This is a genomic window from Belliella calami (assembly GCF_022549695.1).
GTDB lineage: Bacteria > Bacteroidota > Bacteroidia > Cytophagales > Cyclobacteriaceae > Belliella > Belliella calami.
In genome coordinates this window covers 44,648-67,874 of sequence record NZ_JAKZGS010000016.1, presented here as the reverse complement: position 1 = coordinate 67,874, position 23,227 = coordinate 44,648, and the positions used below count along the sequence as shown (strand labels likewise).

Below are 23,227 nucleotides of genomic sequence, written 5' to 3'. Positions count from 1 at the left end.
ATAAGGGAATAAAGTCACAGAATGATATAATTTCCCAATTATTTTCATAACCAAAATCCATGAAGCTTTTCACCTCCTTGTATTCCAAGCTTGATCAAAGCAACAAAACCTCTGACAAACTGAAGGCGATAGAAAGTTATTTGGTTCAAGCTTCGGATGAAGACAAGCTCTGGACGCTTGCATTGTTTACACACAAAAAACCCAAAAGAGCAATCAACACAAAGCAATTAAGAACTTGGTGTCTTGAGATTGCCAAAATTCCTGAATGGCTATTTGAAGAATCTTATCAAACAGTTGGGGATTTGGCGGAAACTATAGCATTACTCCTACCCAATCCTACTGCTACTTCAGACTTTAGCTTAACTTATTGGATTGATTTTTTGAAATCTCTCCATAACATGGATGACTTGGAAAAGAAATCCAACTTACTGGCTGCATGGTCAACTTTGGATTCACAAGAGCGTTTTGTTTTCAATAAAATCATTACTGGTGGATTCAGGGTTGGAGTAAGTCAAAATCTTATTACCCAAGCCGTAGCAAGTGTTTTTGAAATGGAAAAGACGGAAGTTGCTCATAGGTTAATGGGAAATTGGACACCTGAAAATACAAGTTTTCAGAAATTGATACTTTCAAAAAATTTCTCAGATGATCTATCAAGGCCATATCCGTTTTACTTAGCTTATCCAATAGAAGGTGAAGCTTCAGATATGGGTGATATAAATGACTGGCAGATTGAATGGAAATGGGATGGGATTCGTGGCCAAATCATAGAAAGAGAAAATGAAGTTTTTATATGGTCAAGAGGGGAAGAATTGGTGACTGATAAATTTCCAGAGTTGTTGACCATAAGTCAAAGGCTTCCTGAAGGAACTGTTTTGGACGGTGAGATCATTGCAATGCAAGCAGGCTTGCCTCTTCCATTTTCTTTGTTGCAAACCAGAATTGGAAGAAAAACAATAGGAAAAAAATTACTTTTGGATGCACCAGTAGGATTTATAGCCTATGACTTGTTGGAAATCGATGGAAAAGACATCAGAGATCAACCAATCGGTGTAAGGCGAAAGAAACTAGAACAGATCATAGCAAATCTAAATGAAGAAAATTTTAAGATTTCTCCACTTGTAGAAACTAAGACTTGGGAAGAGTTATCTTTGCTGCATCAGGAATCCAGAAAAATGCTTGCAGAAGGATTTATGCTAAAACATAAAAACTCGCAATATGAGGTTGGGAGAAAAAAAGGAAATTGGTGGAAGTGGAAAATCGCCCCATTGACAATAGATGGAGTAGTTTTGTATGCACAAAAGGGTCATGGTCGTAGAGCTGATTTGTATTCTGATTACACGCTTGCTGTTTGGGAAAACGAAAAGTTAGTACCCTTTGCAAAAGCATATTCTGGTCTAACAGATGCTGAGATGAAAGAAGTAGATCAATATATCAAAAAGAATACATTGGAAAGATTTGGGCCTGTAAGGACAGTAAAACCAGGATTGGTTTTTGAAATTGCATTTGAGGGAATACAAGAAAGTCCACGACACAAGTCAGGAATTGCATTAAGGTTTCCACGGATTCAGAGATGGAGAAAAGATAAACCAATAGCAGAAGCAAATACTTTGGGCGACTTAAAAGCATTACTTTCGCTCTATGGTGGATAAGAGATTCGTTCAGGCAAATAAATATTTTAATTCTAAAGGATGGAAACCTTTTCCTTTTCAGGAAGAAACTTGGAAAGATTATTTGGATGGAAAATCTGGCTTGCTCAATGCACCAACAGGAAGTGGAAAGACATTTGCACTTTGGATGCCGGTGATTTCAGAATACATCAATAAGAATCCATCAACTTGGCAAAAACCTCAAAAAAATGGACTTCAAATAATTTGGGTTACTCCATTACGCGCTTTGGCACAAGATATTGCCCTTGCTATGCAAGAAGTTTGTAACCAAATAAGCTTGCCTTGGCGGGTAGAGGTTCGAAACGGAGACACGAGTGATAAACAAAAGCAAGCACAAAAAAGAAATCCTCCTGAATGCCTAGTCACTACACCAGAAACCCTTCACATATTATTGGCTCAAAAAGACAACTCAAAGCTTTTCCAAGACCTCAAGGCAATTGTTATTGATGAATGGCACGAATTGTTGGGCAACAAGAGAGGTGTTCAGGTACAATTGGCTTTGGCTTTTATCAAAAGTAGATTAAAAGAACCCCTGAAAATATGGGGTATTTCAGCCACGATTGGAAATTTGGAAGAAGCCTGTATGATTCTTTTGGGAAAAGAAGCGGAAAATCACATTGTCAAAGCTGAAATAGATAAAAAAATAGATTTAAAAACAGTCTATCCAGATGAACTGGAAAAATACCCTTGGTCAGGACATTTGGGTATTCAACTTATCGATAAAGTCATTCCGATAATAGAAGAAAAGAGTTCTGTACTACTATTTACAAATACCAGAGCCCAAACAGAGATTTGGTATCAAAGAATCATGGAAAAGCGCCCAGATTGGGCTGGATGGGTAGCTATTCACCATGGGTCACTCGATCAGTCAGTCAGAACATGGGTTGAAGAATCACTCCATTTGGGCAAGTTGAAGCTAGTGGTCTGTACATCTAGCTTGGATCTTGGAGTAGACTTCAGACCTGTGGAAGCAGTGATCCAGATTGGGAGTCCAAAAGGTGTTGCGAGGTTTGTTCAAAGGGCTGGTCGGGCTGGACATCGACCTGGTGTAGCGAGTGAAATATATTTCGTTCCTACCAATTCTCTAGAACTTGTAGAAGCTGCGGCCTTGAGACAAGCTGTCACCACAGGTGAAATGGAAAGTATCCCCTGCCCCATTTTGACTTTTGATGTATTGATTCAGTTTTTGGTAACATTGGCTGTTGGTGAAGGATTTTTTCCTAAAAGTCTCTTTGAGATTGTGAAAAGCACTTTTTCTTTTTCTACAATCACGGAGAATGAATTTCAGTGGGCACTTTCATTTATTACCCAAGGAGGAGAAAGCTTGCAGAGCTATGAAGAGTTCTCAAAAGTGGAAATACAAGAAGATGGATTGTACAAAGTGACAGACAGAAAAACCGCAATGCGCCATAGGCTTTCTATGGGAACCATCGTTTCTGACCCTATGCTCAAAGTTAAGTTGATGAATGGCGCATTTTTGGGAATGATTGAGGAATACTTCATATCTAAGTTGAAACCAGGAGATCGCTTTTTTTTCTCAGGGAGAAGTTTGGAGTTTTTGAAGATCAAGGTTCAATTGGTACAGGTTCGCCTTTCAACAAAAAAGACCAAAAATATTCCTGCATACATGGGAGGCAGGATTTCCCTTACTTCAAAACTTGCAGGAAAAATCAGGGCTATTTTGGAAGATGCCTCTAATGGGATTTTGGCAACAGAGGAAATTGAATTTATAGCTCCATTGCTTGAATTACAACAAAAGTTATCGCTGATTCCAGATGACAATACATTTTTGATCGAAAAAAACATCTCCAAAGAAGGTTATCATGTTTATTTTTATCCTTTCGAGGGAAGGATGGTACATGAGATTCTTGGGGCTTTGGTTGCATATAGGATCAGTGTAAGCTATCCGATTACCTTTAGTATTGCGATGAATGATTATGGATTTGAACTGCTTTCTGACAGCGATATTCCTATCGAGGATATACTTGAAGAGGATTTATTTACTGAAAAAGGTTTACTAGATGACATCATTTCTTGCATCAATGAGAGTGAAATGTCAAAACGGAAATTTAGGGATATTGCAACAATTTCAGGATTAGTTTTTCAAGGATATCCAGGAAAACCCATGAAATTCAAACATCTCCAATCAAATTCCTCCATTCTTTTTGGTGTTTTTGAAGAATATGATTCTGAAAACCTGCTGCTAAAGCAAGCACAGAGAGAGGTATTGGATATGCAAATGGACAGATATCAGATCCAGGAAGTCATTAGAAAAATAAACCGTCAGCGGATCATTGTAAAAAAACCTGGTCAGTTCACACCTTTTTCATTTCCAATTATGGTTGATAGGTTGAGGGCGACATTATCATCTGAAAACTTGGAAGATAGAATTGCTAAAATGAAAGCTAATTTAATAAACTAAAAATATTCAAAACTTATATTGTAGAATCAATACAATGAATTAAATTTAAATATTGTATTCACCCTCCTCAGTATAATGCAAAAAATTCACATATTTAGAACTGAACTTTTAAGTTGTTCTTTAATCCTTTTGGCATGCTTTTACCCTTGCCAAATTCATGCTTTTCAACAAGAATTACATCGTGTAAAAGCTGATAGTATTTTTAAAATATACCAAAAAACACAAAGTGACAGTATGAGGCTTCTCATAGTTTCAAAACTTGTACAAGAAATCCATTATTCCGATTCTGCCTTAAAATATTATCAAGAAGCAATTAATTTAGCAAAGCTATTAAAAAACAAAGAGTTACAAGCCCAAAACTTAAACAGGCTTGGAGTTTATTTTAGAAACATGAATCTTCAGGAAGATGCCTTGAATTTGTATGAACAGGCATTGGAGCTAAGCTTGGAATCAGGAGAAAAGAGCCAAATAGGCCATTCGTACAATAATATAGGCCAAATGTATTATTACAAAGATTACTTTGACGAAGCACTTGATTATTACAAGCAGGCCGAGCAAATTTTCATTGAAATCGATGATAAAAATGGTCTTGGTTATAATTATACCGGAATGAGTTTGGTCTTGGCAGAATTGGGTAGATACCAGGAAGCATTGGAAAAAATTGATAAAGCCATCGACCTGAGAGATAAACTAGGACAAACACGCCAGCTCATGGTTTCCAAGTTCAACAAAGCTGATATTCTAATGGATTTAGGAAATTTTTATGAAGCAGAAAATGATATTTTGAAACTTTATGATTATGGAATCAATAACGACAAAGTAAGGGCTATCAATGCTTTGGAAAAACTAGTAGAATTAAAAATAAAAACGGGTGACCAGAAAGCCGCCATTAGTTATGCAGAAATGGCACAGGAAATTCATCAGCAAAAGCCTTTTTCAGAATCAATGATCAGAATTTATCAATTGATAAATCAAGTGTATTTTAATTTGGGAAATATTGAAAAATCCCAAGAATATCAAAACCTTTTGCAAGCAGAAAGAAATGTTATAAAATCAGAAAAAACAAAAGTTCATCTTGCAGCTTTAACAATTCAAAAGCAAAAAGAAGAAATAGAATTTTTAAGTAGAGAAAAAGACCTCTTAGATCAAAATGAAAAATTTAAGCTTTTTTTATTATTTGGTTTAATTGTTTCACTAATGATCATTACAGTAGCCTATCTTACAGTTTATAGGGCTCTAAATAGAGAGAAAATAAATCTAGCAAAACTTTATGAACAGAACAAAAAGATCGAAAATCAATCAAAAGATTTAGAAAAATTAAACAGAATGAAGGATAAGATTTTTTCAATTCTTGCACACGACTTGAAAGGACCACTCAATTCACTAAGTGGACTTGTAAAACTCATCCAAGAAGATAATCTTACGCAAGAGGAATTTGTGTCTTATATCCCACTTCTTGCCGAAAATCTTGGGAATAATAATATTCTTTTGGAAAACCTTTTGGTTTGGTCTAGAAGCCAAATGAATGGATTGGAAGCCAATTACACCCGATTGAATATTCAATCCCTTGTTCAAAAAAACATTGAATATTTGCATTATTCGGGTTATTACAAAGGTCAAATCTTGACAAACGATTTAGATGAAAATGTCTGGGTCGTAGCTGATAAAAACATGGTTGAAATTATAATTAGAAACCTACTTTCTAATGCATTGAAATTCACAAAAAAAAGCGATCACATCAACATTAGCGCTTATGATGAGCATGACAAACTGACCATCAGAGTCGATGACAATGGGGTTGGAATTATGCAAGAAAATTTATCAAGATTGTTTGATTCAGAATTTTTTAGCACAATGGGTACACACCAAGAAAAAGGAACAGGAATAGGCCTGATTTTGACTAAAGAACTTGTTCAAATCAATAATGGTAAAATCTGGGTTGAAAGTGAGTATGGTACTGGATCTTCATTTTACTTTAATTTACCCAAAGCTTAATTTGCCCTCCAAAAGAATGGTGTAAACAATATCAAAATCGTAAACAACTCCAATCTGCCCAATAACATCAAGAAGCTTAAGAAAATTTTGGCAGATGGACTGAAAAAAGCAAAATTATCTAAAGGTCCCACTTGCCCAATTCCAGGGCCGACATTTCCCAGACTCGTAGCAACAGCTCCAAAAGAAGTAAGTATATCATAGCCCATTAGTGTCATTACGATTGAACCAATTACAAAAATCATAAGGTAAATCAAAAGAAAATTCATAATATGGGTAATGATTTTTCCAGTTACTCTATCACCATTGATCTTAAGGGGAACTACAGCTCTAGGGTGTACTATTCTTTTGAATTCCAGCCATGTGTTCTTTACAAATGTCAAATGACGGACAAATTTTATTCCACCGGCAGTGGATCCAGCAGAACCTCCCAAAAACAACATCATGAAAAACAACAACGTCAATCCTTGGTGGTATGAAGTATAATCTGCAGTCACATATCCTGTAGTAGTGATTAGTGAAACGATTTGGAACAAACCATCTCTAAAAGATTTTTCGAATTCCTGTCCACTATAATAATAAATTGGAGCCGCAAATGCTGCAGCCAAAAATACCGTTACAAACAAATAAGTCTTGAATTCATCAGACTTCCAGACGCGCTTGAACTTACCAATCAATCCAAAATAAATTATTGTAAAATTGGTACCTGCCAAAAACATAAAGACAATTGCGACATACTGAATGAAAGCACTATCGTAATAGGCCATGCTGGCATTTTTAGTAGAAAAACCACCTGTAGCCATGGTCGTCAACCCATGGTTGATTGCATCGAAAATGTTCATTCCGCCCAAGTGGAATAGAATACTCACAAGGATCGTAAGTCCCAAATAGACAAACCAAAGCCTTTTGGCTGTTTCCCTAATCCTTGGATGAAGCTTGTCAGATGTAGGACCAGGAGATTCTGCCACAAACAACTCAATCCCTCCTATTCCCAACAATGGCAAAATCGCAACTGTCAATACAATAATCCCCAATCCACCAATCCATTGGGTCATACTTCTCCAAAACAAAATTCCCGCTGGCATTGCTTCAATATCATTCAAAATACTCGCTCCAGTGGTGGTCAATCCAGAAACCGTCTCGAAGATAGCATCTGGAATATTTTGAATCGAACCACTCAGAATATATGGTAACATCCCAAAAAGTGACATAAACAACCAACTCAAAGAAACAATCAAATAACCTTCCCTTTTCCTGATGTTTTGATCTTGCTTTGAAAATGAAAAATATAATGACGCTCCTACCACAAAGGATATGAATGCAGAGCCGATTAGTGCCATTTCATCTTGACTTCCAAAATAGAAAGAAAATGCCAATCCCGGGAGCATTAGAAATGCCAATAGCATCAATAAAGCACCCATGATTTTTCCAATTGCTTTGTAATGGATCATTTTTTAATGGAATAGTTTTTCTAAAGAATTCTTTGCTGCAGGAAGTGCAAAAACAATCACTTTATCATCTTTTTGCATAACAAAATCTCCATCTGGAATAAAAACATCTTCTCCACGGATGACGCCTGCTACCATAGCACTTTCCGGGAAATGTAAGTCCTTGAGTGCTTTTCGCGTGATCCTATAATTTTTGGTAATTACATACTGAACAAACTCAGCATCCACCCCATAGATTCCCGAGACAGCTTCTACATTACCTTTTCTTAAAAACCTTGTGATTTGGTTGGCAGCCACTAATTTTTTATTGATCAATGAATCCACTCCAATACTATGTGAAATGTGTATGTATTCCCTAGTATCAACATGGGCAATTGTCTTGTAAACTCCGTGGTTTTTGGCTGTTAGACTAGTTATAATATTTGTTTCTGAAGATTCCGTCACTGAAATAAATGCTTCCATTTGCTCTAAACCTTCTTCAATCAAAAGATCAATATTTTTATAATCCCCATTGATAACCAATGTTTTATCAAGTCTTTCAGAGAGCCATTTACATCTCTCCTTGTCTTTGTGAATGAGGGTTACTCTATAAAAATCTTCTAGCTTCAACGCTGTGGCGTAAGCCATATCATCTCCACCGATGATCATCACATTTTTTATGGTGACTTCTTTTTGTCCAAGAAGATCCAAGATCGATTCTACAGCTTTTTTGTTAGAAATAAAAAATACGTGGTCATTGTTTCTGATGATGGTATTTCCTCGTGGGATTATCGTCATTTGATCTCTTACAATCGCTATAATCTTGATATCTCTAAACAAAATGTTTTGGCTCATATCAGAGATTGCCTTATTGACCAAGCTACTATATTGGTCTAGTGTGATCCCCACTACGTTCAATTTACCTTCTTCAAATTCAAAAACATCTGTAAATGAAGAATTTTTGAGCATTCTCTTTATCTCTGAGCTGCACAACATTGAGGGAGAAATGATGTTATCAATTCCAATATTTTTGAAGTACACATCATTTTCAGGATCCAAATAATCATGGTTTCTAACCCTTGCAATCACTCTTTTTGCACCTAGTTGCTTTGCCAAAACGGCAGTCACAATGTTTGACTTTTCTGAAGTCGTCACAGCCATGACCATCTCAGCATCATTGACACCGGCATTTTTCAATACCTCCAAAGAGGTCGAGTCACCAACGATGGTGAGAACATCCAAGTGCGAAGAAACATTGTCCAAGACATCCTTGTCAGTATCGATCATGACAATATCCTTGTTATCAAAACTCAATTGCTGTGCAAGATGGTATCCCATATCCCCTGCTCCTGCAATGACTATTTTCATTCCCATATAGGTGAAATATCATTTGATTTGACCACAAATGTAATGACTTAGAATGAATTAATTGGGAGAAAGGGATTGGAAGATTACAATATTTAAAAATTATAGAAAAATTGTCTTATGATTCATCTAGCCTAAAGCACCATTCTTAATTCATTAAAACTCTCTAAAACATGATAAGATTCTTTCCTTTTGAATTGCATCATATATTTAGATTTGCTCCTGTGTTTAGATTTGGTCCAGTATTCAATTGCCTCCTGCTTTAGCTGGAGGAACATGATAGAATAATGTGCATTTCAGGCTTTAGCCAAAAATAAATCCCTAGATCTTTTCAAATTAGGATTGGTTGATTTCAGACCTGATCAAAAAAATTCGGCTAAAGCCTGAATAGAAATTCTAACCTTTCAGGATGGGCTAAAGCACCATCCCTATTCATTAAAACTCTCTAAAACATGATAAGATTCTTTCCTTTTGAATTGCATCATATATTTAGATTTGCTCCTGTGTTTAGATTTGGTCCAGTATTCAATTGCCTCCTACTTTAGCTGGAGGAAAATGATAGAATAATGAAGATTTCAGGCTTTAGCCAAAAATAAATCCCTAGATCTTTTCAAATTAGGATTGGTTGATTTCAGATCTGATCAAAAAAATTCGGCTATAGAAATTTAATACTTTATGGATGGTCTAAAGCACCATCCCTATTCATTAAAACTCTCTAAAACATGATAAAATTCTTTCCTTTTGAATTGCATCATATATTTAGATTTGCTCCTGTGTTTAGATTTGCTCCTATATTCAATTGCCTCCTGCTTTAGCTGGAGGAAATAAAAGGTTTTAATCATGGAATTTAGTAAACCCAAATTTATTAATGAATTCATCAAACTCTTCTTGATAAGTTTTCTTACTATGGTGCTCTTCCTGTTTTTTTATATAGTTCCTTACTTTCTCAATCATAGATTCTGAAACTGAAACAGCAAAATATTCATCTTGCCACTCAAATTTTTTCCCACCCAAAGTAGGAACAATTATATCGTTTCTATTTATCCAAAATGATGATTCTCCCTTTATTAATTGCATTACTTTTTGAATACTTTGATCTACCCCCAAAGAAACCAAGCAATGGCAATGGTCTGAATATCCATTTACAAAATCGATAAATATCCCTTTTTTCTTTACATTCTCTTGAATATGGCTCCACACCATTTTCCTTATTTCTTTTGTTACAAGCTGAGGCTCTCTGTTTTTCGTGCTCCAAACAAAATGTATGTAAACTTTTATGTAAGACATAAATAAAAATTAAGGTTGAACGATTAAAACAATTTTAAAATCAAAATTTACATTTAGTTTTTTTCGAATCCTAATTATTTTTGAAAGACTAAAATCCAAATTAGAATTTCTTTTAGTATCGGCTAAAGCACCATCCCTATTCATTTTAATAGCTCAATAAATTAATTTGGCAATAGCCAGCAAAATTTCCACTTCATATTGAGATTAATCCGCTATTTAAGTGCCTCCTGCTTTAGCTGGAGGAAAATGATAGAATATTGTATATTTCAGGCTTTAGCCAAAAAATAAATCCCTAGATCTTTTCAAATTAGGATTGATTGATTTAAGAATTGATCAAAAAAAAATTCGGCTAAAGCCTGAATAGAAATTCTAACCTTTCAGGATGGGCTAAAGCACCATCCCTATTTATTTTAATAGCTCAATAAATTAATTTGGCAATAGCCAGCAAAATTTCCACTTCATATTGAGATTAATCCGCTATTCAATTCCCTCCTGCTTTAGCTGGAGGAAAATGATAGAATATTGTATATTTCAGGCTTTAGCCAAAAAATAAATCCCTAGATCTTTTCATATTAGGATTGGTTGATTTCAGATCTGATAAAAAAAATTCGGCTAAAGCCTGAATAGAAATTCTAACCTTTCAGGATGGGCTAAAGCACCATCCCTATTCATTTTAATAGCTCAATAAATTAATTTGGCAATAGCCAGCAAAATTTCCACTTCATATTGAGATTAATCCGCTATTCAATTGCCTCCTGCTTTAGCTGGAGGAACATGATAGAATATTGTATATTTCAGGCTTTAGCCAAAAAATAAATCCCTAGATCTTTTCAAATTAGGATTGGTTGATTTCAGATCTGATAAAAAAAATTCGGCTAAAGCCTGAATAGAAATTCTAACCTTTCAGGATGGGCTAAAGCACCATCCCTATTTATTTTAATAGCTCAATAAATTAATTTGGCAATAGCCAGCAAAATTTCCACTTCATATTGAGATTAATCCGCTATTCAATTCCCTCCTGCTTTAGCTGGAGGAAAATGATAGAATATTGTATATTTCAGGCTTTAGCCAAAAAATAAATCCCTAGATCTTTTCATATTAGGATTGGTTGATTTCAGATCTGATAAAAAAAATTCGGCTAAAGCCTGAATAGAAATTCTAACCTTTCAGGATGGGCTAAAGCACCATCCCTATTCATTATCATCTATTATTCAATTATTTACAAAATGAATTGAGATATTTATCTACAGAATTATTCCCTAAACGCTTTGCCTCTTTCCAGTCCTCACAGGCCTTAACAGTGTTATTGGCTTGGTAATGACTCGTTCCTCTATTGGTCAAAATATCTGAGTTGTCGGGGCTCAGCTTCAAGGCATAGTCATAATCAGAGATAGCTCTTTCAAATTTTTTTGTTTTCAAATGGCAATTACCTCTGTTGAAATGATAAGCCCAAACAATTGGAAAATCTTCTCCGTTGATTTTGCTATATGCTATCGCTGATGAATAGGCCTTGATAGCATCATCATATTGCTTTCTTTCTTGATAAATATTTCCCAAATAATAAGCTAACTCATCATCTTCCTCAAATATTTCCATTGCTGATTTCAGGGCTTCAATCAATTTATCTGTTTTTTGAGGAATATTTCTGATAGCATTGTAATAATTGACATAAGCTGGATGAAATGTAGGGTCTTTATCCATCACAGGTTCCAAAATTTTAGATGCCGTTTCATAATTCCCTTTTGAAATCATGTCTTGGGCTGTTTTGGCTATGACGATAGAATTATTTCTTTCTTCTGGATCTACTTCATATACTTCTTGTGCTTGAACGCCCAAAAACTGAAAAAACACAACTATTGCAAATACATATTTCATAAACTCATTCTTAATTAAAACTAAAACTACAGGATAGTTTCTTAATCCAATAGTTTTTTCCCCTCTTCTTCGGGTAGTTCTTCTATTTCCTTCAACTTCCTTTGGATTACTCTTGTTCTAGTTCCTACCAAAGTATCCAAATCAGTGCTTGCCTCGGTTATCTTCTTTTGTGCTTTGCTAATCAAATCTCCAAACTTTGAAAATTCGGCTTTCACGGCTCCCAAAACTTTCCAGACTTCACTACTTCTTTGTTGGATTGCTAAGGTCTTGAAACCCATTTGAAGGCTATTCAACATTGCAGCCAATGTGGTAGGTCCTACCAAAATGACTTTATACTCTCTCTGCAATAGCTGTGCTAGATCTCCATCTCTGATGATCTCAGCATAAAGACTTTCCATTGGAAGAAAAAGTATGGCAAAATCTGTAGTATATGGAGGGATTATATATTTGTTGCTGATATCTTGTGCTGCTTTTTTTACTGCTTTGAACAACTCAATTTTCGCAGTATCGATTAGAACTTTTTCGCCTAAATCATAAGCATCAAGCAATCTGTAATAGGATTCTTGGGGAAATTTAGCATCAATTGGTAGATAGATCGGTCCATCATCGGAATTCCCTGGCATTTTGATAGCATATTCTACCCGCTCAGTGATACCTTTTTTCAGTTGAACATTGTATTCATATTGATCTGGTGCCAGTACATTTTCCAAAATTGCCTGCAACTGGTATTCACCAAGCACTCCTCGTGTTTTTACGTTGCTCAATACGCGCTTTAGGTCCCCTACCCCTGTGGCAAGATTCTGCATTTCACCCAAACCTTTTTGAACTGCCAAAAGCTGTTTGGTCACAAGTTCAAAAGATTGACCAAGTCTAGTTTCCAGTGTTTTTTGAAGTTTTTCATCAACCGTTTCACGCATTTTCTCCAGACGCTCTTCGGTAGATTGGAGCATTCGCTCCTGCCTTTGGATCAACTCTTGAAATTTCTCTCTTTGTAGCTCATTGAATTCCTTGACATTTTCCCTAAAAAGCTTTCCAAAATCCCTCAAAACTTCTGATTGCTCTTTACTATTGGCTCGCAATGATTCGAAAACCAATCCAAACTGATGCATCAACCCTTGATTGATCTCTGCTCTATTGGATTGCATTTGTTTGTTCAGCTCACTTTTGAGATCCTGAAACTCCGCTTTTCTTTCTTGATCGCCTCTTCCTTTCTGACTTTGTTTATAAATCAGGTAGCAAAGAAGAAATGTCTGAATTAACAAAAGGAAATAAATTGGATTTTCTACCGACATGACTATAATATTTGGGAGCTGAAAAGTAGTCGATATTCGACTGAATCCCTAGAAATGACAAATATTCTGCGACAGTCTCTGTCGGTATTTCTTCCATTGGTACATGACCAGCTTGATCGAAAACCTTCAGTTTGGAGCCGGGAATGGCTTCCGCCAAGATATTGCCATTCGCCAAAGGAATCCATGTATCTTCCCTTCCCCAGGTGATCAAAACAGGCATTTTTATCTTTTCGAAATCTATTTCCAAAGGTTTCCTAGAAGTCAGACGATCGATTGTAGCCTGTCTATTTCCCTCTCTTCGCATCAATTCATAATAGCGCGTGACTTGTTGAGGCTTGATTTTTCTCTGATCATAATAGACCTGCTTGAGATTTCTGCTAAACAAAAATTCCGGGGTACATTTCAGAAGTATTTTTGAAAATAGTGGCGTTTGAGCAAGTCGAATAATTGAAGGTGTAGTATTTTTCCTTTTGGCTGTTGGTTCTGTATTATCAGAAATTTTTCGAGGTGCCCCAGAAGAATCAATTAAATTCAATGAAAGTACTCGCTCAGGCTTATCTGATGCCATTTTTAAAGCTACTCCACCACCCATAGAATTGCCTGCTATGTGAAATTCCTCCAAACCCAAGTTATCAGCCAATACAAAAAGCAAACTTGCGTAGTCGTTGACATTGTAGCGCTTTTGGGGATCCGGACCTGTCAAGCCATGCCCAGGTAAATCCATGGATATTGTCATAAAATATTGTGAAAGTTCTTCTTCCCAATCTTGCCAAGCATGGAGTGATGAAAAACTCCCATGAATCAAAAATATAGGCTCTCCTTCCCCTTTTACCTTTACATGTAGGTCCATGCCTTCTACATGGACAAAATAGGAAGATTCACTTGAATATTTCTCCACTAAAACTTCTGGATCAATATCTGATCTATAGCTTAAAAGAATAGCCAATCCAATCAAAACGATTAGCGAAACAACAATTTTGAAAATCAATACAAAGAGTTTTAGCATTTTTGAACAGATATTAGCAAGTTTCCATAAATTAAGGCTTAATTTTCGAATATTAAAAAATGTGTTTCTCTACTTTTACCACATCTAATCGAAACTATCATTATGCTAAAACGAATGCAGAAATCAGTAATTTCAATTATCACTCTATTTGCCATCATTTTTTCTTGCCAGAAACCCGAACCGAAAGAAAAAATTGAAACTATTAATTTGACGATCCAAGAAGCTAATAGGCTTGCAAAAATGCCTCTTCATTGTCTACAGGTGGAATACCCAAACAAACTCAACCAAACTTTGGCTTCTGAAGATTATCTAAAAGGGCCCAAAGAACTTCATCCAGCATTCTACGGTTGTTTTGACTGGCATTCAAGCGTTCATGGACATTGGATGCTAGTCAGTTTGCTTCGTCAATTTCCAGATTTGGAAAATAAAGAAGAAATAAAAGAAATTCTGTTGGAGAATATCAGTTATCAAAATATTCTAGCTGAAGTAAATTACTTTTTTCAACCTCAAAATTCAAGTTATGAAAGAACTTATGGCTGGGCTTGGGTATTGAAGTTGGCAGAGGAACTTTACCTTTGGGACGATCCTGTTGCAAAGCAATTGGAAAAGAATCTTCAGCCACTGACTGATCTAATGGTAAAAAAATATCTTGACTTTCTACCCAAATTAAACTATCCAATTCGCGTAGGAGAACACAGCAATATTGCTTTCGGGATGTCACTTGCATTTGATTATGCCGAAACTGTCAATGAAAAGAACCTGTCAGAAATGATCCGCCAACGTGCTAAGGATTGGTTTTTGAATGATGAAAACTGCCCATTGGATTGGGAACCTAGCGGATATGATTTTTTATCACCCTGTTTTCAGGAATTGGATATTATGCGAAAGGTTTTGGAAAAAGAAGCCTTTGACAAATGGGTAACGAAATTTATGCCTGGACTTAAAAATAAAGATTTTCAGCTGGCACCTGGTGAAGTAAGTGATAGAACAGATGGGAAATTAGTCCATTTAGATGGGTTGAATTTTAGTAGAGCTTGGTGTATTTACGGACTATCCAGAGCATACCCGAGTCAATATGGGCATTTGGATGTCATTGCTAACGAACATATCAATTATTCGCTTCCCTCCATTGTAGATGATAACTACGAGGGTACACATTGGCTCGGAAGCTTTGCAGTGTATGCCTTGCAACAAGGTGCCAAATGAGTTGGAAAAAATATATAGGACCTGGGCCCTTGGTCGCTGCTGCCTTTATTGGTCCAGGTACAGTGACTGTTTGTACACTCGCAGGAGTCAACTTTGGCTTTGACTTATTATGGGCATTGGGGCTATCGATTGTCGCTACGATTGTATTGCAAGAAATGGCTGCTAGAATAGGCCTATTAGCCCAAAAAGGCCTCGCATCAGTAATTTCTGACACAATCCATATTGGGGTTGTCAGATATTTTTCGATTTCCCTAGTGATGCTTGCAGTAGTAATTGGAAATGCTGCCTATGAAGCTGGAAACATCTCTGGAGGTGCTATGGGTGCTGAATTGATTGTGTTATTGCCTGATTTGAATATTGGTCAATTTAAGATGAAGTTGCTTAACCTCGTCATTGGTGCGATAGCTTTATTACTTTTGATGCTGGGAAGTTTCAAAACAATCAGCAAGTATTTGACAGTGTTGGTCATATTGATGAGTCTTGCATTTATCACAAATGCAATTGTCCTTGGTCCAAATTGGAGTGATTTAATGGCTGGCTTCGTGCCAAAAATAAGTACTGAAAATATAATTACAATAGTAGCATTAATCGGGACAACTGTTGTTCCCTACAACCTTTTCCTTCACTCATCTTTGGTTAGTCAAAAATGGAATACATTATCTGATCTAAAGTATATTCGATTTGATACCATTATTTCCGTTGTTTTAGGAGGCATCGTTTCAATGGCTATCGTGGTTACTGCTGCTATGGGCAATGCTATAGATGTGAATTCAGCTGCTGATTTGGCGGTCGGATTAGAAGGATTACTTGGTGTTTTCGCAAAGTATTTCATGGCATTTGGGTTGTTTGCTGCAGGCGTCACTTCGGCAATTACAGCACCTTTAGCTGGCGCTTTGGTAGTCTCCGGCTGTTTTGGATGGTCTATGGATATCAAAAGTAAACCAATGAGACTTAGCATTATTTTCATTTTGGGATTAGGGTTAATTTTCTCATCGTTAGGAATCAAACCTGTTCAGTTGATCACTTGGGCACAAGTCGCTAATGGAATATTGCTTCCACTGCTAAGTGCCTACATCCTATGGATAGTAAATAAAAAGTCTGTCATGAAAAATCATGTCAATTCGATGTTTCTAAACATTGTTGGAGGAATAATCTGGCTGATAACATTGATTTTAGGATCATGGAGTATTTATAAAGTTTTATTTTAGTGAGTTTATCTATTGCGTAAGTCATTGTGTGGATTGGTGTAAGGGGTGGTTAAGGTTTTTTAAAATCCATATACTAAATATCTAAAGTCCTAACATCTTGAAAGCAGCGTATAGATTTTAAAGCATTTATTATGCTGAATCATTTAAAAACCAATATATATATTTTGATACATTGTCGAAAACCTAAAAAATGATTAGCTTAATATCATGGAAAAGGAATTTAAACCAAAAGTAAGCGAACAAGATCCTGATAAAAGAGGCACCTTTATGGACTTTGCCAGAAACATGTGGCCATTAGGAACACAAATGTCTTAGAAAAAATGAAAGCTGAAATCCAATGGGATTACAAAAACTTGATCAAAAGAAAAAGCAAACTGGATAGGTTATAAGCTAGTTCAATGAATATAAACTTAAATAGATTTATTGCATTCATTCTAGGAATAAATGTCGGTGGGCATCATAAGGTTCCAATGAAAGAACTTAGTTTTTTACTAAACCAAATGGGGTTTTCAAGCATCATTACCATCTTAAATTCGGGAAATGTAATCTTTGAAAGTCAAGAAAAAAATTTAAAAACGCTTGAAAATCAAAAGGAATGGAAATATTGGAAAAGCTATTTGGAAAAGATATAACAACGCAAAATTTAAATACAATTGAAAAAATAGTTACAAAATTGACTTAGACTTTGTCTTCAAATCACCCCTAAACATGCAAAAAACATTTACTTACCAACCAAAATATTTTTCAGTGATAAATAAAAGCCAATCTAGTTTTTGGACGAAAAATGACTTTATAAAGTTCATTATTACCGTGTTCTTAACCTTTTTTGCCTCTAACATTTCTTTTGCAATTCAATCAGAGAAATCTCAAGCTATAGTATTTCAAGATGTAGATATTTTTGATGGGAAAAGTAAAAATCTACTTTTGAAAAGAAACATATTGATCGAAGGAAATAAGATTACAAAGATTTCAGTAGACCCTATCACAGTTGGAGAAAATGTGATTTTGATAGATGGAACTGGAAAGACGATAATTCCTGGTTTGATTGATGTACACGTTCATATGATCTTCGGATCCCTTTCGATGCTTCAAATGGCATCTCCTGACCTAGGAGAAGATATTATTTTCAAAAATGTGTCCACTCAATCCGAAAACATGCTTCTTCGTGGCTTCACCTCAGTTCGAGATGCAGGTGGGCCAATCTTCCCTCTGAAGAAAGCCATTGATGAAGGACAAATATCAGGTCCAAGGATATGGCCTTCTGGAGCAACTATCAGTCAGACTTCTGGCCATGGAGATATGAGATTGCCTCATGAAAAATCACGCAGGTTTTTTGGACCAATCTCGCGGGCTGAAGCTCTCGGAGCCACATTTATTGCTGACGGTAGAGATGAAGTATTGACAGCAGTAAGAGAAAATTTGCGTGATGGAGCCAGTCAAATCAAAATTATGGCTGGAGGTGGTACTTCTTCAGCTTACGATCCTTTGGATGTGACTCAATATACTTTCGATGAAATGAAAGCTGCTGTTGAAGCCGCAGAAGATTGGGGAACCTATGTGACTGTCCATGCATATACCAACCGAGCTGTGCAAAGAGCTATAAAAGCAGGAGTCAAATGTGTGGAACATGGCCAACTTTTGGATAAAAAAACCTTGAAACTGATGAAAAGAAAAGGTGTCTGGCTTAGTACTCAAAGATTGGTAGATAACACACCTGACATGGATGAAAGTAGAATCATCAAGCGAGCTCCTGTCTTGCAAGGTCAACAAGTGATTTGGCCTCTTGCCAAAAAATTAAAAATGAAACTCGCATGGGGAACAGATTTTCTATTCGAACCTTCATTGATGGATACCCAAAATGACTACATTGTGAAATTGGAAAAATGGTTTACACCTTATGAAATCTTAAAAATGGTAACCCATGACAATGCCCAATTATTAGCGCTTTCGGGATTAAGAAGTCCATACTCCGGAAAATTAGGATTAATTGAAGAAGGTGCGTTAGCCGATATGATTTTGATAGATGGCAATCCACTTGAGAATATTGGAATTCTTTCCCAGTATGAAGATAAGTTTTCTGTAATCATCAAGGACGGCAAGGTTGTGAAAAACAAATCTGAATAATTCATTAATTGATGATTTGGACATATTTAAATGGCTTTTTTTCCATTGATATATTTATTGAAACTTCTCAAAACAAATTAACTAATTTATGTATTGTAATTCAGTAAGTTCAAAGCATTAGAATTTTTAAAGAAACCAAAAACATAAAAGCAAAAAGATGAAACCAATCAAGAAGGAAGATATCAGCCAAGATGTATTTGACATATATGATGAATATGTACATAGCAAGATAGATAGAAGACAATTTGTGGAACGACTTTCTCTTTATACTGCAGGTGGAGTAACTTTGTCTGCTTTAATGAGTTTTTTGATGCCAAATTATGTTCAAGCAAAGCGTTTTGAGATTGGTGATAAACGATTTGATGCTGAATATATCAATTATGACTCCCCAAAAGGAGCTGGTGAGATGAAAGCTCTTTTGACAAAGCCAGCTGGCATGACTGGCAAACTCCCTGGCATAGTTGTCGTCCATGAAAATAGAGGACTTAATCCATATATAGAAGATGTAGCACATCAGTGTGCTCTTGATGGGTTTATTGCCATAGCTCCTGATGCTTTGACACCATTTGGCGGATATCCAGGCACAGATGATGAAGGTAGGACTATGCAAGCCAAAAGAAATAGAGATGAAATGTTGGAAGATTTTATTGCTGCATTCGAAACATTAAAAAATCATCCTGATTGCAATGGAAACATTGGGGTAGTCGGGTTTTGTTTTGGTGGTTGGATTTCAAATATGATGGCTGTCCGTGTTCCTGAGCTCAAGGCTGCTGTTCCATATTATGGAGGTCAAGCCAGTGAAGAAGATGTACCTTCGATCAATGCTCCTCTACAATTACATTTTGCAGAATTGGATACAAGGGTAAATGCTGGATGGGAAGCTTACAAAGAAGCATTGGATAAGCATGGCAAATCTTATGAAGTACATTTTTACAAAGATCTTAATCATGGATTCCATAATCATTCTACGCCAAGATATGACGAAGCAGGTGCAAAATTAGCATGGGAAAGAACAGTGAAGTTTTTTAGGGAAAAGCTGGTTTAGGGATTGAAGATTAGAAAATTTTAATATTGAATGAACTTATCCTGCTCACCAAACTAAGGCTTTAAGATTGTAAAACAAAGAAGTTTTAAGGTTTAAATTTGGTAAGTCGAACAAGTTCTTTTTTAAACTTTTAGGGATAAGGGTTTTGTGAAAATAATTTATTAATAAATTTCTAATTGTCAATTTGAAAGTAATTGAGATTTATTCAAATAAAGAAACCTGATTACAAATAAATCCGAGAGGAATATATGGATTCCAAAATCTGCAATGGTTAATCAAAATGATTTTATCATTTTCAAAAATTTTGTAGAAAGCAAAATCAATTAACATATCATCAAATCCATCCCTAAATCCCCCTACTTCATCACATTTTTTTGCCAGATTTTAAGAGTTCTCTTATTCTTGTGTCATACTAATTTTTGAGCAATGAAAAAGAATAAACGAATCTACTACTTCTTGATATTTACAGGATTGCTTTACAATTTCATCCTTTTTGCAAAAAAGGAAAGTGAAATTGAAAAAAACAAATTGGAAAATATTACCATAGATTCTACTTCAATTCAATCAACAGACACTATATTCAATAAATTATGAAAGACAGAGTTTTACCATTTAGACAAATCGAGTGGTGGGTAGTTACCTTCCTTTTTGTGAGTATCATCCTTTCCAATGTGGTTTCAACACACACATTCAATCTGAATTACAATCAAAGTATGATATATTTTGCCAAAATTTTTATTCCTCTGATATTTTTGGCATCCTTCTACTTTTTCCACATGAAGATATTCCCAAATTTCCTAGAAGATGGAAAAAAATCTAAATTAATCATTTATTCAATTTTAACCTTTTTTGGATCTTTTATTTCCATAGGTGCATTTTCAGTAGGTGCTAATTTTAGTTCCGACTTTTTGATGCCATTTTACTTCAATTCCATTGCTATCTATGCAGGATATGGAGCCATTATTTACATTCTAAATCAAATCTTATTGACTGATAAAAGCAAAGATTTCAAACCTTACAATATCCTTCGCTTTGTTTTGATATATATATTTGTGGTCATATTCCTCCTTCAGTTTCAAGGAATAGCTGGCGAAGCCATAGCCATTTTGTTTGTTGTCATTGTACCATGTATTCTTGGGCTTATACTTTACAATTACTTCCTGATTTATGATTTGAAAAAACAAGGTAGAAAAGGTGAAGCTACAGCATTCTACGTATTTCTAATTATTATTATTGCTGGATTTTTTATATTCTTTTCCATTGCAAAAGGTGATAGTGAGTTTCTAGTTCCTGGGATAATGATTATATTTTGTATTATGGTTATTTTATTTCCAATTTCTAATATTTTCTTCAAAAAATACGATAGCTTTCTTAGTCAAATAAATACACTCAGTACAAAAGTAGATCGCAGTACAGCAGACCTCTCCTTTCTTCGTTCCCAGATCAACCCACATTTTCTATTCAATGCATTGAACACACTTTACGGAAATGCATTGCATGAAAATGCTGAAAATACTGCAGAAGGAATCCAAAAGCTTGGCGACATGATGCGCTTCATGCTTCATGAAAACAATCAAGACCAAATTCCTGTAATGAGGGAAAAGGAATACTTGGTAAATTATGTAGATCTTCAAAACCTAAGACTCAAAGACCAAGAAAATGTAGAAATTGTCTTTAGCCACAACGAGGAAAATTGTCCTGGCCAAATTGCACCCATGTTATTAATTCCATTTGTAGAGAATGCCTTCAAACATGGTATCAGTTTTCAGAAAAAATCATGGATCAAAATAAGTTTACGTTGCCTAGATGGATCAGTACATTTGGATGTCAATAACAGCATACATCGCAGCAACGAAGAGGATCCTGAGCGGAAATCATCCGGAATAGGCTTAGAAAATGTCAAACAAAGACTTAAAATCCTCTATCCAGAAAAGCACGATTTGATAGTAAGAGAAAATGATCTTGAGTATTTTGTACATTTGAGTATTAAGCTTTAGAAGCGAGAAAAATGAGATATGAGATGTGAGACATGAGACAAGTAAGATGTATAACAAGATGAAACCAAGAAGTGCCTGTCCCCTACCAATAGCTATCGGTACGGGGGGTAAACTTTAAGTAACTCTGGGTCGCAATCTGAGGATTAATGTGGATTCAGAAAACACAACCCCGAAAGGGGTTAAACCTTAAATATCCCCGTATGAAATGCGGTGAATAACGAGGATGTTTAAGAGCAACAACCCCGAAGCGGGTTGAACTCTACTATTTGTAAGAAAAAATGTCAACTATTTTCAGGACTAGACAAGGATTAAAGGAACACAATTAAAAAACTAGAAAGACCTATCAGATACCAATATTCCAATCCAACACAACGGACAAATTCTTATAATCTTCCAATCCACCACGGCGGATAAGTTCTTCCAAGCTCTCAAAACCTTTAAACTTTCCAACTTTAAAACATTCCAACCATTCCCCCTCAATCTTCCAATCCACCTTTGAAAATTGTTTCCAACTAAATCTAAAATCTACCTTCTAAAATCAAAAATTGAATGCTAACAGCTATCGCTATAGACGACGAACCAATGGCTTTGGAAGTCGTGAAAAACCACGCTTCCAAGGTTCCGTTTGTTGTGCTTAAAGAAACATTTACAGATGCCATCAAAGCTCTAGAATACCTTAAAACCAATCAAGTAAATTTGATCTTTTTGGATATCAAGATGCCTGATATTTCTGGTTTGGAATTGGCCACGTTGATTCCCAAAGACAGTATGGTGGTATTTACAACCGCATATTCTGAGCATGCTGTCAAAAGTTTTGAACTGGATGCTATAGATTATCTATTAAAACCTTTCAACCTAAGTCGATTTTTGAAATCTTGTCAGAAAGCCCAAGAACTCTTCGAACTTAAAAATGGGCAGAACCAGTCAAATAGCTTTATTTTTATAAAAACAGGTTACGAACAAGTGAAAATCAGTTTTGAAGAGCTTCTTTTTTGCGAAGCAAATGGCAATTATGTTAATTTCCACCTTGCCAAAGAAAAAATTCTCAGCAGAATGACTTTGGCAGAAACAGAAAAGCTTCTTCCCTCCCACTTTGTCAAAACCCATAGATCGTTCGTGATCAATACTCAAAAGATTCAAAAAATAGAAAAACATCAAGTTACACTTGAAAACAAAACAGCTCCAGTTAGCAGTAGTTTTTATGATGCTCTAGCAGATAAATTGAAGTCATAACTAAATTAAATTTCCAAGGAAAAATCATCAATTGATACAAAAAATGTCCTTCAAGTATTCAAGAAGTGACTTAAAGGA

Annotated in this window: 18 protein-coding genes; 11 read left to right on the top strand and 7 right to left on the bottom strand. The window is 35.6% G+C overall.

The window, feature by feature from the left end; all coding sequences use genetic code 11:
* The first annotated feature begins 59 nt into the window (after nucleotides 1-59).
* The 3 genes from MM236_RS15900 to MM236_RS15890 all read left to right on the top strand — a co-directional run bounded on the left by MM236_RS15900 (nucleotide 60) and on the right by MM236_RS15890 (nucleotide 6,087).
* On the top strand, nucleotides 60-1,652 hold the full coding sequence (locus MM236_RS15900; RefSeq protein WP_241275984.1) for an ATP-dependent DNA ligase: 1,593 nt from the start codon (nucleotides 60-62) through the stop codon (nucleotides 1,650-1,652).
* Complete coding sequence (locus tag MM236_RS15895; RefSeq protein WP_241275983.1) at nucleotides 1,642-4,092, top strand: ligase-associated DNA damage response DEXH box helicase; 2,451 nt, start codon at nucleotides 1,642-1,644, stop codon at nucleotides 4,090-4,092. Before MM236_RS15900 ends, MM236_RS15895 begins: the two co-directional genes overlap by 11 nt.
* A 234-nt stretch (nucleotides 4,093-4,326) precedes the next feature.
* Complete coding sequence (locus MM236_RS15890) at nucleotides 4,327-6,087, top strand: sensor histidine kinase (protein ID WP_241275982.1); 1,761 nt, start codon at nucleotides 4,327-4,329, stop codon at nucleotides 6,085-6,087.
* On the opposite strand, the gene MM236_RS15885 is transcribed toward MM236_RS15890, so the two are convergent.
* The 6 genes from MM236_RS15885 to MM236_RS15860 form a co-directional block, all read right to left on the bottom strand.
* Nucleotides 6,084-7,535, bottom strand: a complete 1,452-nt coding sequence (locus MM236_RS15885) for a TrkH family potassium uptake protein (protein WP_241275981.1) — start codon at nucleotides 7,533-7,535, stop codon at nucleotides 6,084-6,086. The two genes, MM236_RS15890 and MM236_RS15885, sit on opposite strands and share 4 nt — an antisense overlap.
* A 3-nt stretch (nucleotides 7,536-7,538) precedes the next feature.
* Nucleotides 7,539-8,885: a Trk system potassium transporter TrkA gene (gene trkA / locus MM236_RS15880; RefSeq protein ID WP_241275980.1), complete on the bottom strand. Its 1,347-nt coding sequence runs from the start codon at nucleotides 8,883-8,885 to the stop codon at nucleotides 7,539-7,541.
* 825 nt (nucleotides 8,886-9,710) lie between these two features.
* Nucleotides 9,711-10,163 (bottom strand): IS200/IS605 family transposase, encoded by a 453-nt coding sequence (tnpA, locus tag MM236_RS15875; protein ID WP_241275979.1) that lies wholly within the window; start codon nucleotides 10,161-10,163, stop codon nucleotides 9,711-9,713.
* Between the two features lie 1,215 nt (nucleotides 10,164-11,378).
* Nucleotides 11,379-12,038, bottom strand: a complete 660-nt coding sequence (locus MM236_RS15870; protein WP_241275978.1) for a tetratricopeptide repeat protein — start codon at nucleotides 12,036-12,038, stop codon at nucleotides 11,379-11,381.
* A 41-nt stretch (nucleotides 12,039-12,079) separates the two neighbouring features.
* Nucleotides 12,080-13,330 carry a DNA recombination protein RmuC gene (locus MM236_RS15865; protein WP_241275977.1) on the bottom strand — a complete coding sequence of 417 codons (1,251 nt, stop codon included), beginning with the start codon at nucleotides 13,328-13,330 and terminating at the stop codon, nucleotides 12,080-12,082.
* A complete protein-coding gene (locus MM236_RS15860; RefSeq protein WP_241275976.1) occupies nucleotides 13,260-14,336 on the bottom strand; it encodes an alpha/beta fold hydrolase in 1,077 nt (358 codons plus the stop codon). The genes MM236_RS15865 and MM236_RS15860 overlap by 71 nt, the downstream gene beginning before the upstream one ends.
* A gap of 114 nt (nucleotides 14,337-14,450) precedes the next feature.
* Between MM236_RS15860 and MM236_RS15855 the strand changes: the two genes are divergently transcribed.
* The 7 genes from MM236_RS15855 to MM236_RS15830 all read left to right on the top strand — a co-directional run bounded on the left by MM236_RS15855 (nucleotide 14,451) and on the right by MM236_RS15830 (nucleotide 21,916).
* Complete coding sequence (locus tag MM236_RS15855) at nucleotides 14,451-15,542, top strand: DUF2891 domain-containing protein (protein WP_241275975.1); 1,092 nt, start codon at nucleotides 14,451-14,453, stop codon at nucleotides 15,540-15,542.
* Nucleotides 15,539-16,750 carry an NRAMP family divalent metal transporter gene (locus MM236_RS15850; RefSeq protein ID WP_241275974.1) on the top strand — a complete coding sequence of 404 codons (1,212 nt, stop codon included), beginning with the start codon at nucleotides 15,539-15,541 and terminating at the stop codon, nucleotides 16,748-16,750. Before MM236_RS15855 ends, MM236_RS15850 begins: the two co-directional genes overlap by 4 nt.
* A 398-nt stretch (nucleotides 16,751-17,148) precedes the next feature.
* Nucleotides 17,149-17,382 (top strand): DUF1697 domain-containing protein, encoded by a 234-nt coding sequence (locus MM236_RS19810; RefSeq protein ID WP_369415214.1) that lies wholly within the window; start codon nucleotides 17,149-17,151, stop codon nucleotides 17,380-17,382.
* A gap of 76 nt (nucleotides 17,383-17,458) precedes the next feature.
* Nucleotides 17,459-18,874: a metal-dependent hydrolase family protein gene (locus tag MM236_RS15845; protein ID WP_241275973.1), complete on the top strand. Its 1,416-nt coding sequence runs from the start codon at nucleotides 17,459-17,461 to the stop codon at nucleotides 18,872-18,874.
* Nucleotides 18,875-19,031: 157 nt separating this feature from the next.
* Complete coding sequence (locus MM236_RS15840; protein WP_241275972.1) at nucleotides 19,032-19,919, top strand: dienelactone hydrolase family protein; 888 nt, start codon at nucleotides 19,032-19,034, stop codon at nucleotides 19,917-19,919.
* A gap of 426 nt (nucleotides 19,920-20,345) precedes the next feature.
* The gene (locus tag MM236_RS15835) at nucleotides 20,346-20,513 is read left to right on the top strand and encodes a hypothetical protein (protein ID WP_241275971.1); all 168 of its coding nucleotides are present in this window, start codon (nucleotides 20,346-20,348) and stop codon (nucleotides 20,511-20,513) included.
* Nucleotides 20,510-21,916 carry a sensor histidine kinase gene (locus MM236_RS15830; protein WP_241275970.1) on the top strand — a complete coding sequence of 469 codons (1,407 nt, stop codon included), beginning with the start codon at nucleotides 20,510-20,512 and terminating at the stop codon, nucleotides 21,914-21,916. Before MM236_RS15835 ends, MM236_RS15830 begins: the two co-directional genes overlap by 4 nt.
* Nucleotides 21,917-22,259: 343 nt before the next feature.
* Here MM236_RS15830 and MM236_RS15825 read toward each other — a convergent pair whose 3' ends face one another.
* Nucleotides 22,260-22,409, bottom strand: a complete 150-nt coding sequence (locus MM236_RS15825) for a hypothetical protein (RefSeq protein ID WP_241275969.1) — start codon at nucleotides 22,407-22,409, stop codon at nucleotides 22,260-22,262.
* Nucleotides 22,410-22,465: 56 nt separating this feature from the next.
* Here MM236_RS15825 and MM236_RS15820 point away from each other — a divergent pair, with 56 nt between their 5' ends.
* The gene (locus tag MM236_RS15820) at nucleotides 22,466-23,149 is read left to right on the top strand and encodes a LytR/AlgR family response regulator transcription factor (RefSeq protein ID WP_241275968.1); all 684 of its coding nucleotides are present in this window, start codon (nucleotides 22,466-22,468) and stop codon (nucleotides 23,147-23,149) included.
* Nucleotides 23,150-23,227: the final 78 nt, after the last annotated feature.

Coding starts and splice junctions, on each gene's coding strand:
- trkA (WP_241275980.1), bottom strand. CDS start 8,885: ATGGGAATGAAAATAGTCATTGCAGGAGCAGGGGATATGGGATACCAT.
- MM236_RS15855 (WP_241275975.1), top strand. CDS start 14,451: ATGCAGAAATCAGTAATTTCAATTATCACTCTATTTGCCATCATTTTT.
- MM236_RS15885 (WP_241275981.1), bottom strand. CDS start 7,535: ATGATCCATTACAAAGCAATTGGAAAAATCATGGGTGCTTTATTGATG.
- MM236_RS15835 (WP_241275971.1), top strand. CDS start 20,346: ATGAAAAAGAATAAACGAATCTACTACTTCTTGATATTTACAGGATTG.
- MM236_RS15860 (WP_241275976.1), bottom strand. CDS start 14,336: ATGCTAAAACTCTTTGTATTGATTTTCAAAATTGTTGTTTCGCTAATC.
- tnpA (WP_241275979.1), bottom strand. CDS start 10,163: ATGTCTTACATAAAAGTTTACATACATTTTGTTTGGAGCACGAAAAAC.
- MM236_RS15895 (WP_241275983.1), top strand. CDS start 1,642: ATGGTGGATAAGAGATTCGTTCAGGCAAATAAATATTTTAATTCTAAA.
- MM236_RS15845 (WP_241275973.1), top strand. CDS start 17,459: ATGCAAAAAACATTTACTTACCAACCAAAATATTTTTCAGTGATAAAT.
- MM236_RS15870 (WP_241275978.1), bottom strand. CDS start 12,038: ATGAAATATGTATTTGCAATAGTTGTGTTTTTTCAGTTTTTGGGCGTT.
- MM236_RS15830 (WP_241275970.1), top strand. CDS start 20,510: ATGAAAGACAGAGTTTTACCATTTAGACAAATCGAGTGGTGGGTAGTT.
- MM236_RS15890 (WP_241275982.1), top strand. CDS start 4,327: ATGAGGCTTCTCATAGTTTCAAAACTTGTACAAGAAATCCATTATTCC.
- MM236_RS15840 (WP_241275972.1), top strand. CDS start 19,032: ATGAAACCAATCAAGAAGGAAGATATCAGCCAAGATGTATTTGACATA.
- MM236_RS15865 (WP_241275977.1), bottom strand. CDS start 13,330: ATGTCGGTAGAAAATCCAATTTATTTCCTTTTGTTAATTCAGACATTT.
- MM236_RS19810 (WP_369415214.1), top strand. CDS start 17,149: ATGAATATAAACTTAAATAGATTTATTGCATTCATTCTAGGAATAAAT.
- MM236_RS15850 (WP_241275974.1), top strand. CDS start 15,539: ATGAGTTGGAAAAAATATATAGGACCTGGGCCCTTGGTCGCTGCTGCC.
- MM236_RS15820 (WP_241275968.1), top strand. CDS start 22,466: ATGCTAACAGCTATCGCTATAGACGACGAACCAATGGCTTTGGAAGTC.
- MM236_RS15900 (WP_241275984.1), top strand. CDS start 60: ATGAAGCTTTTCACCTCCTTGTATTCCAAGCTTGATCAAAGCAACAAA.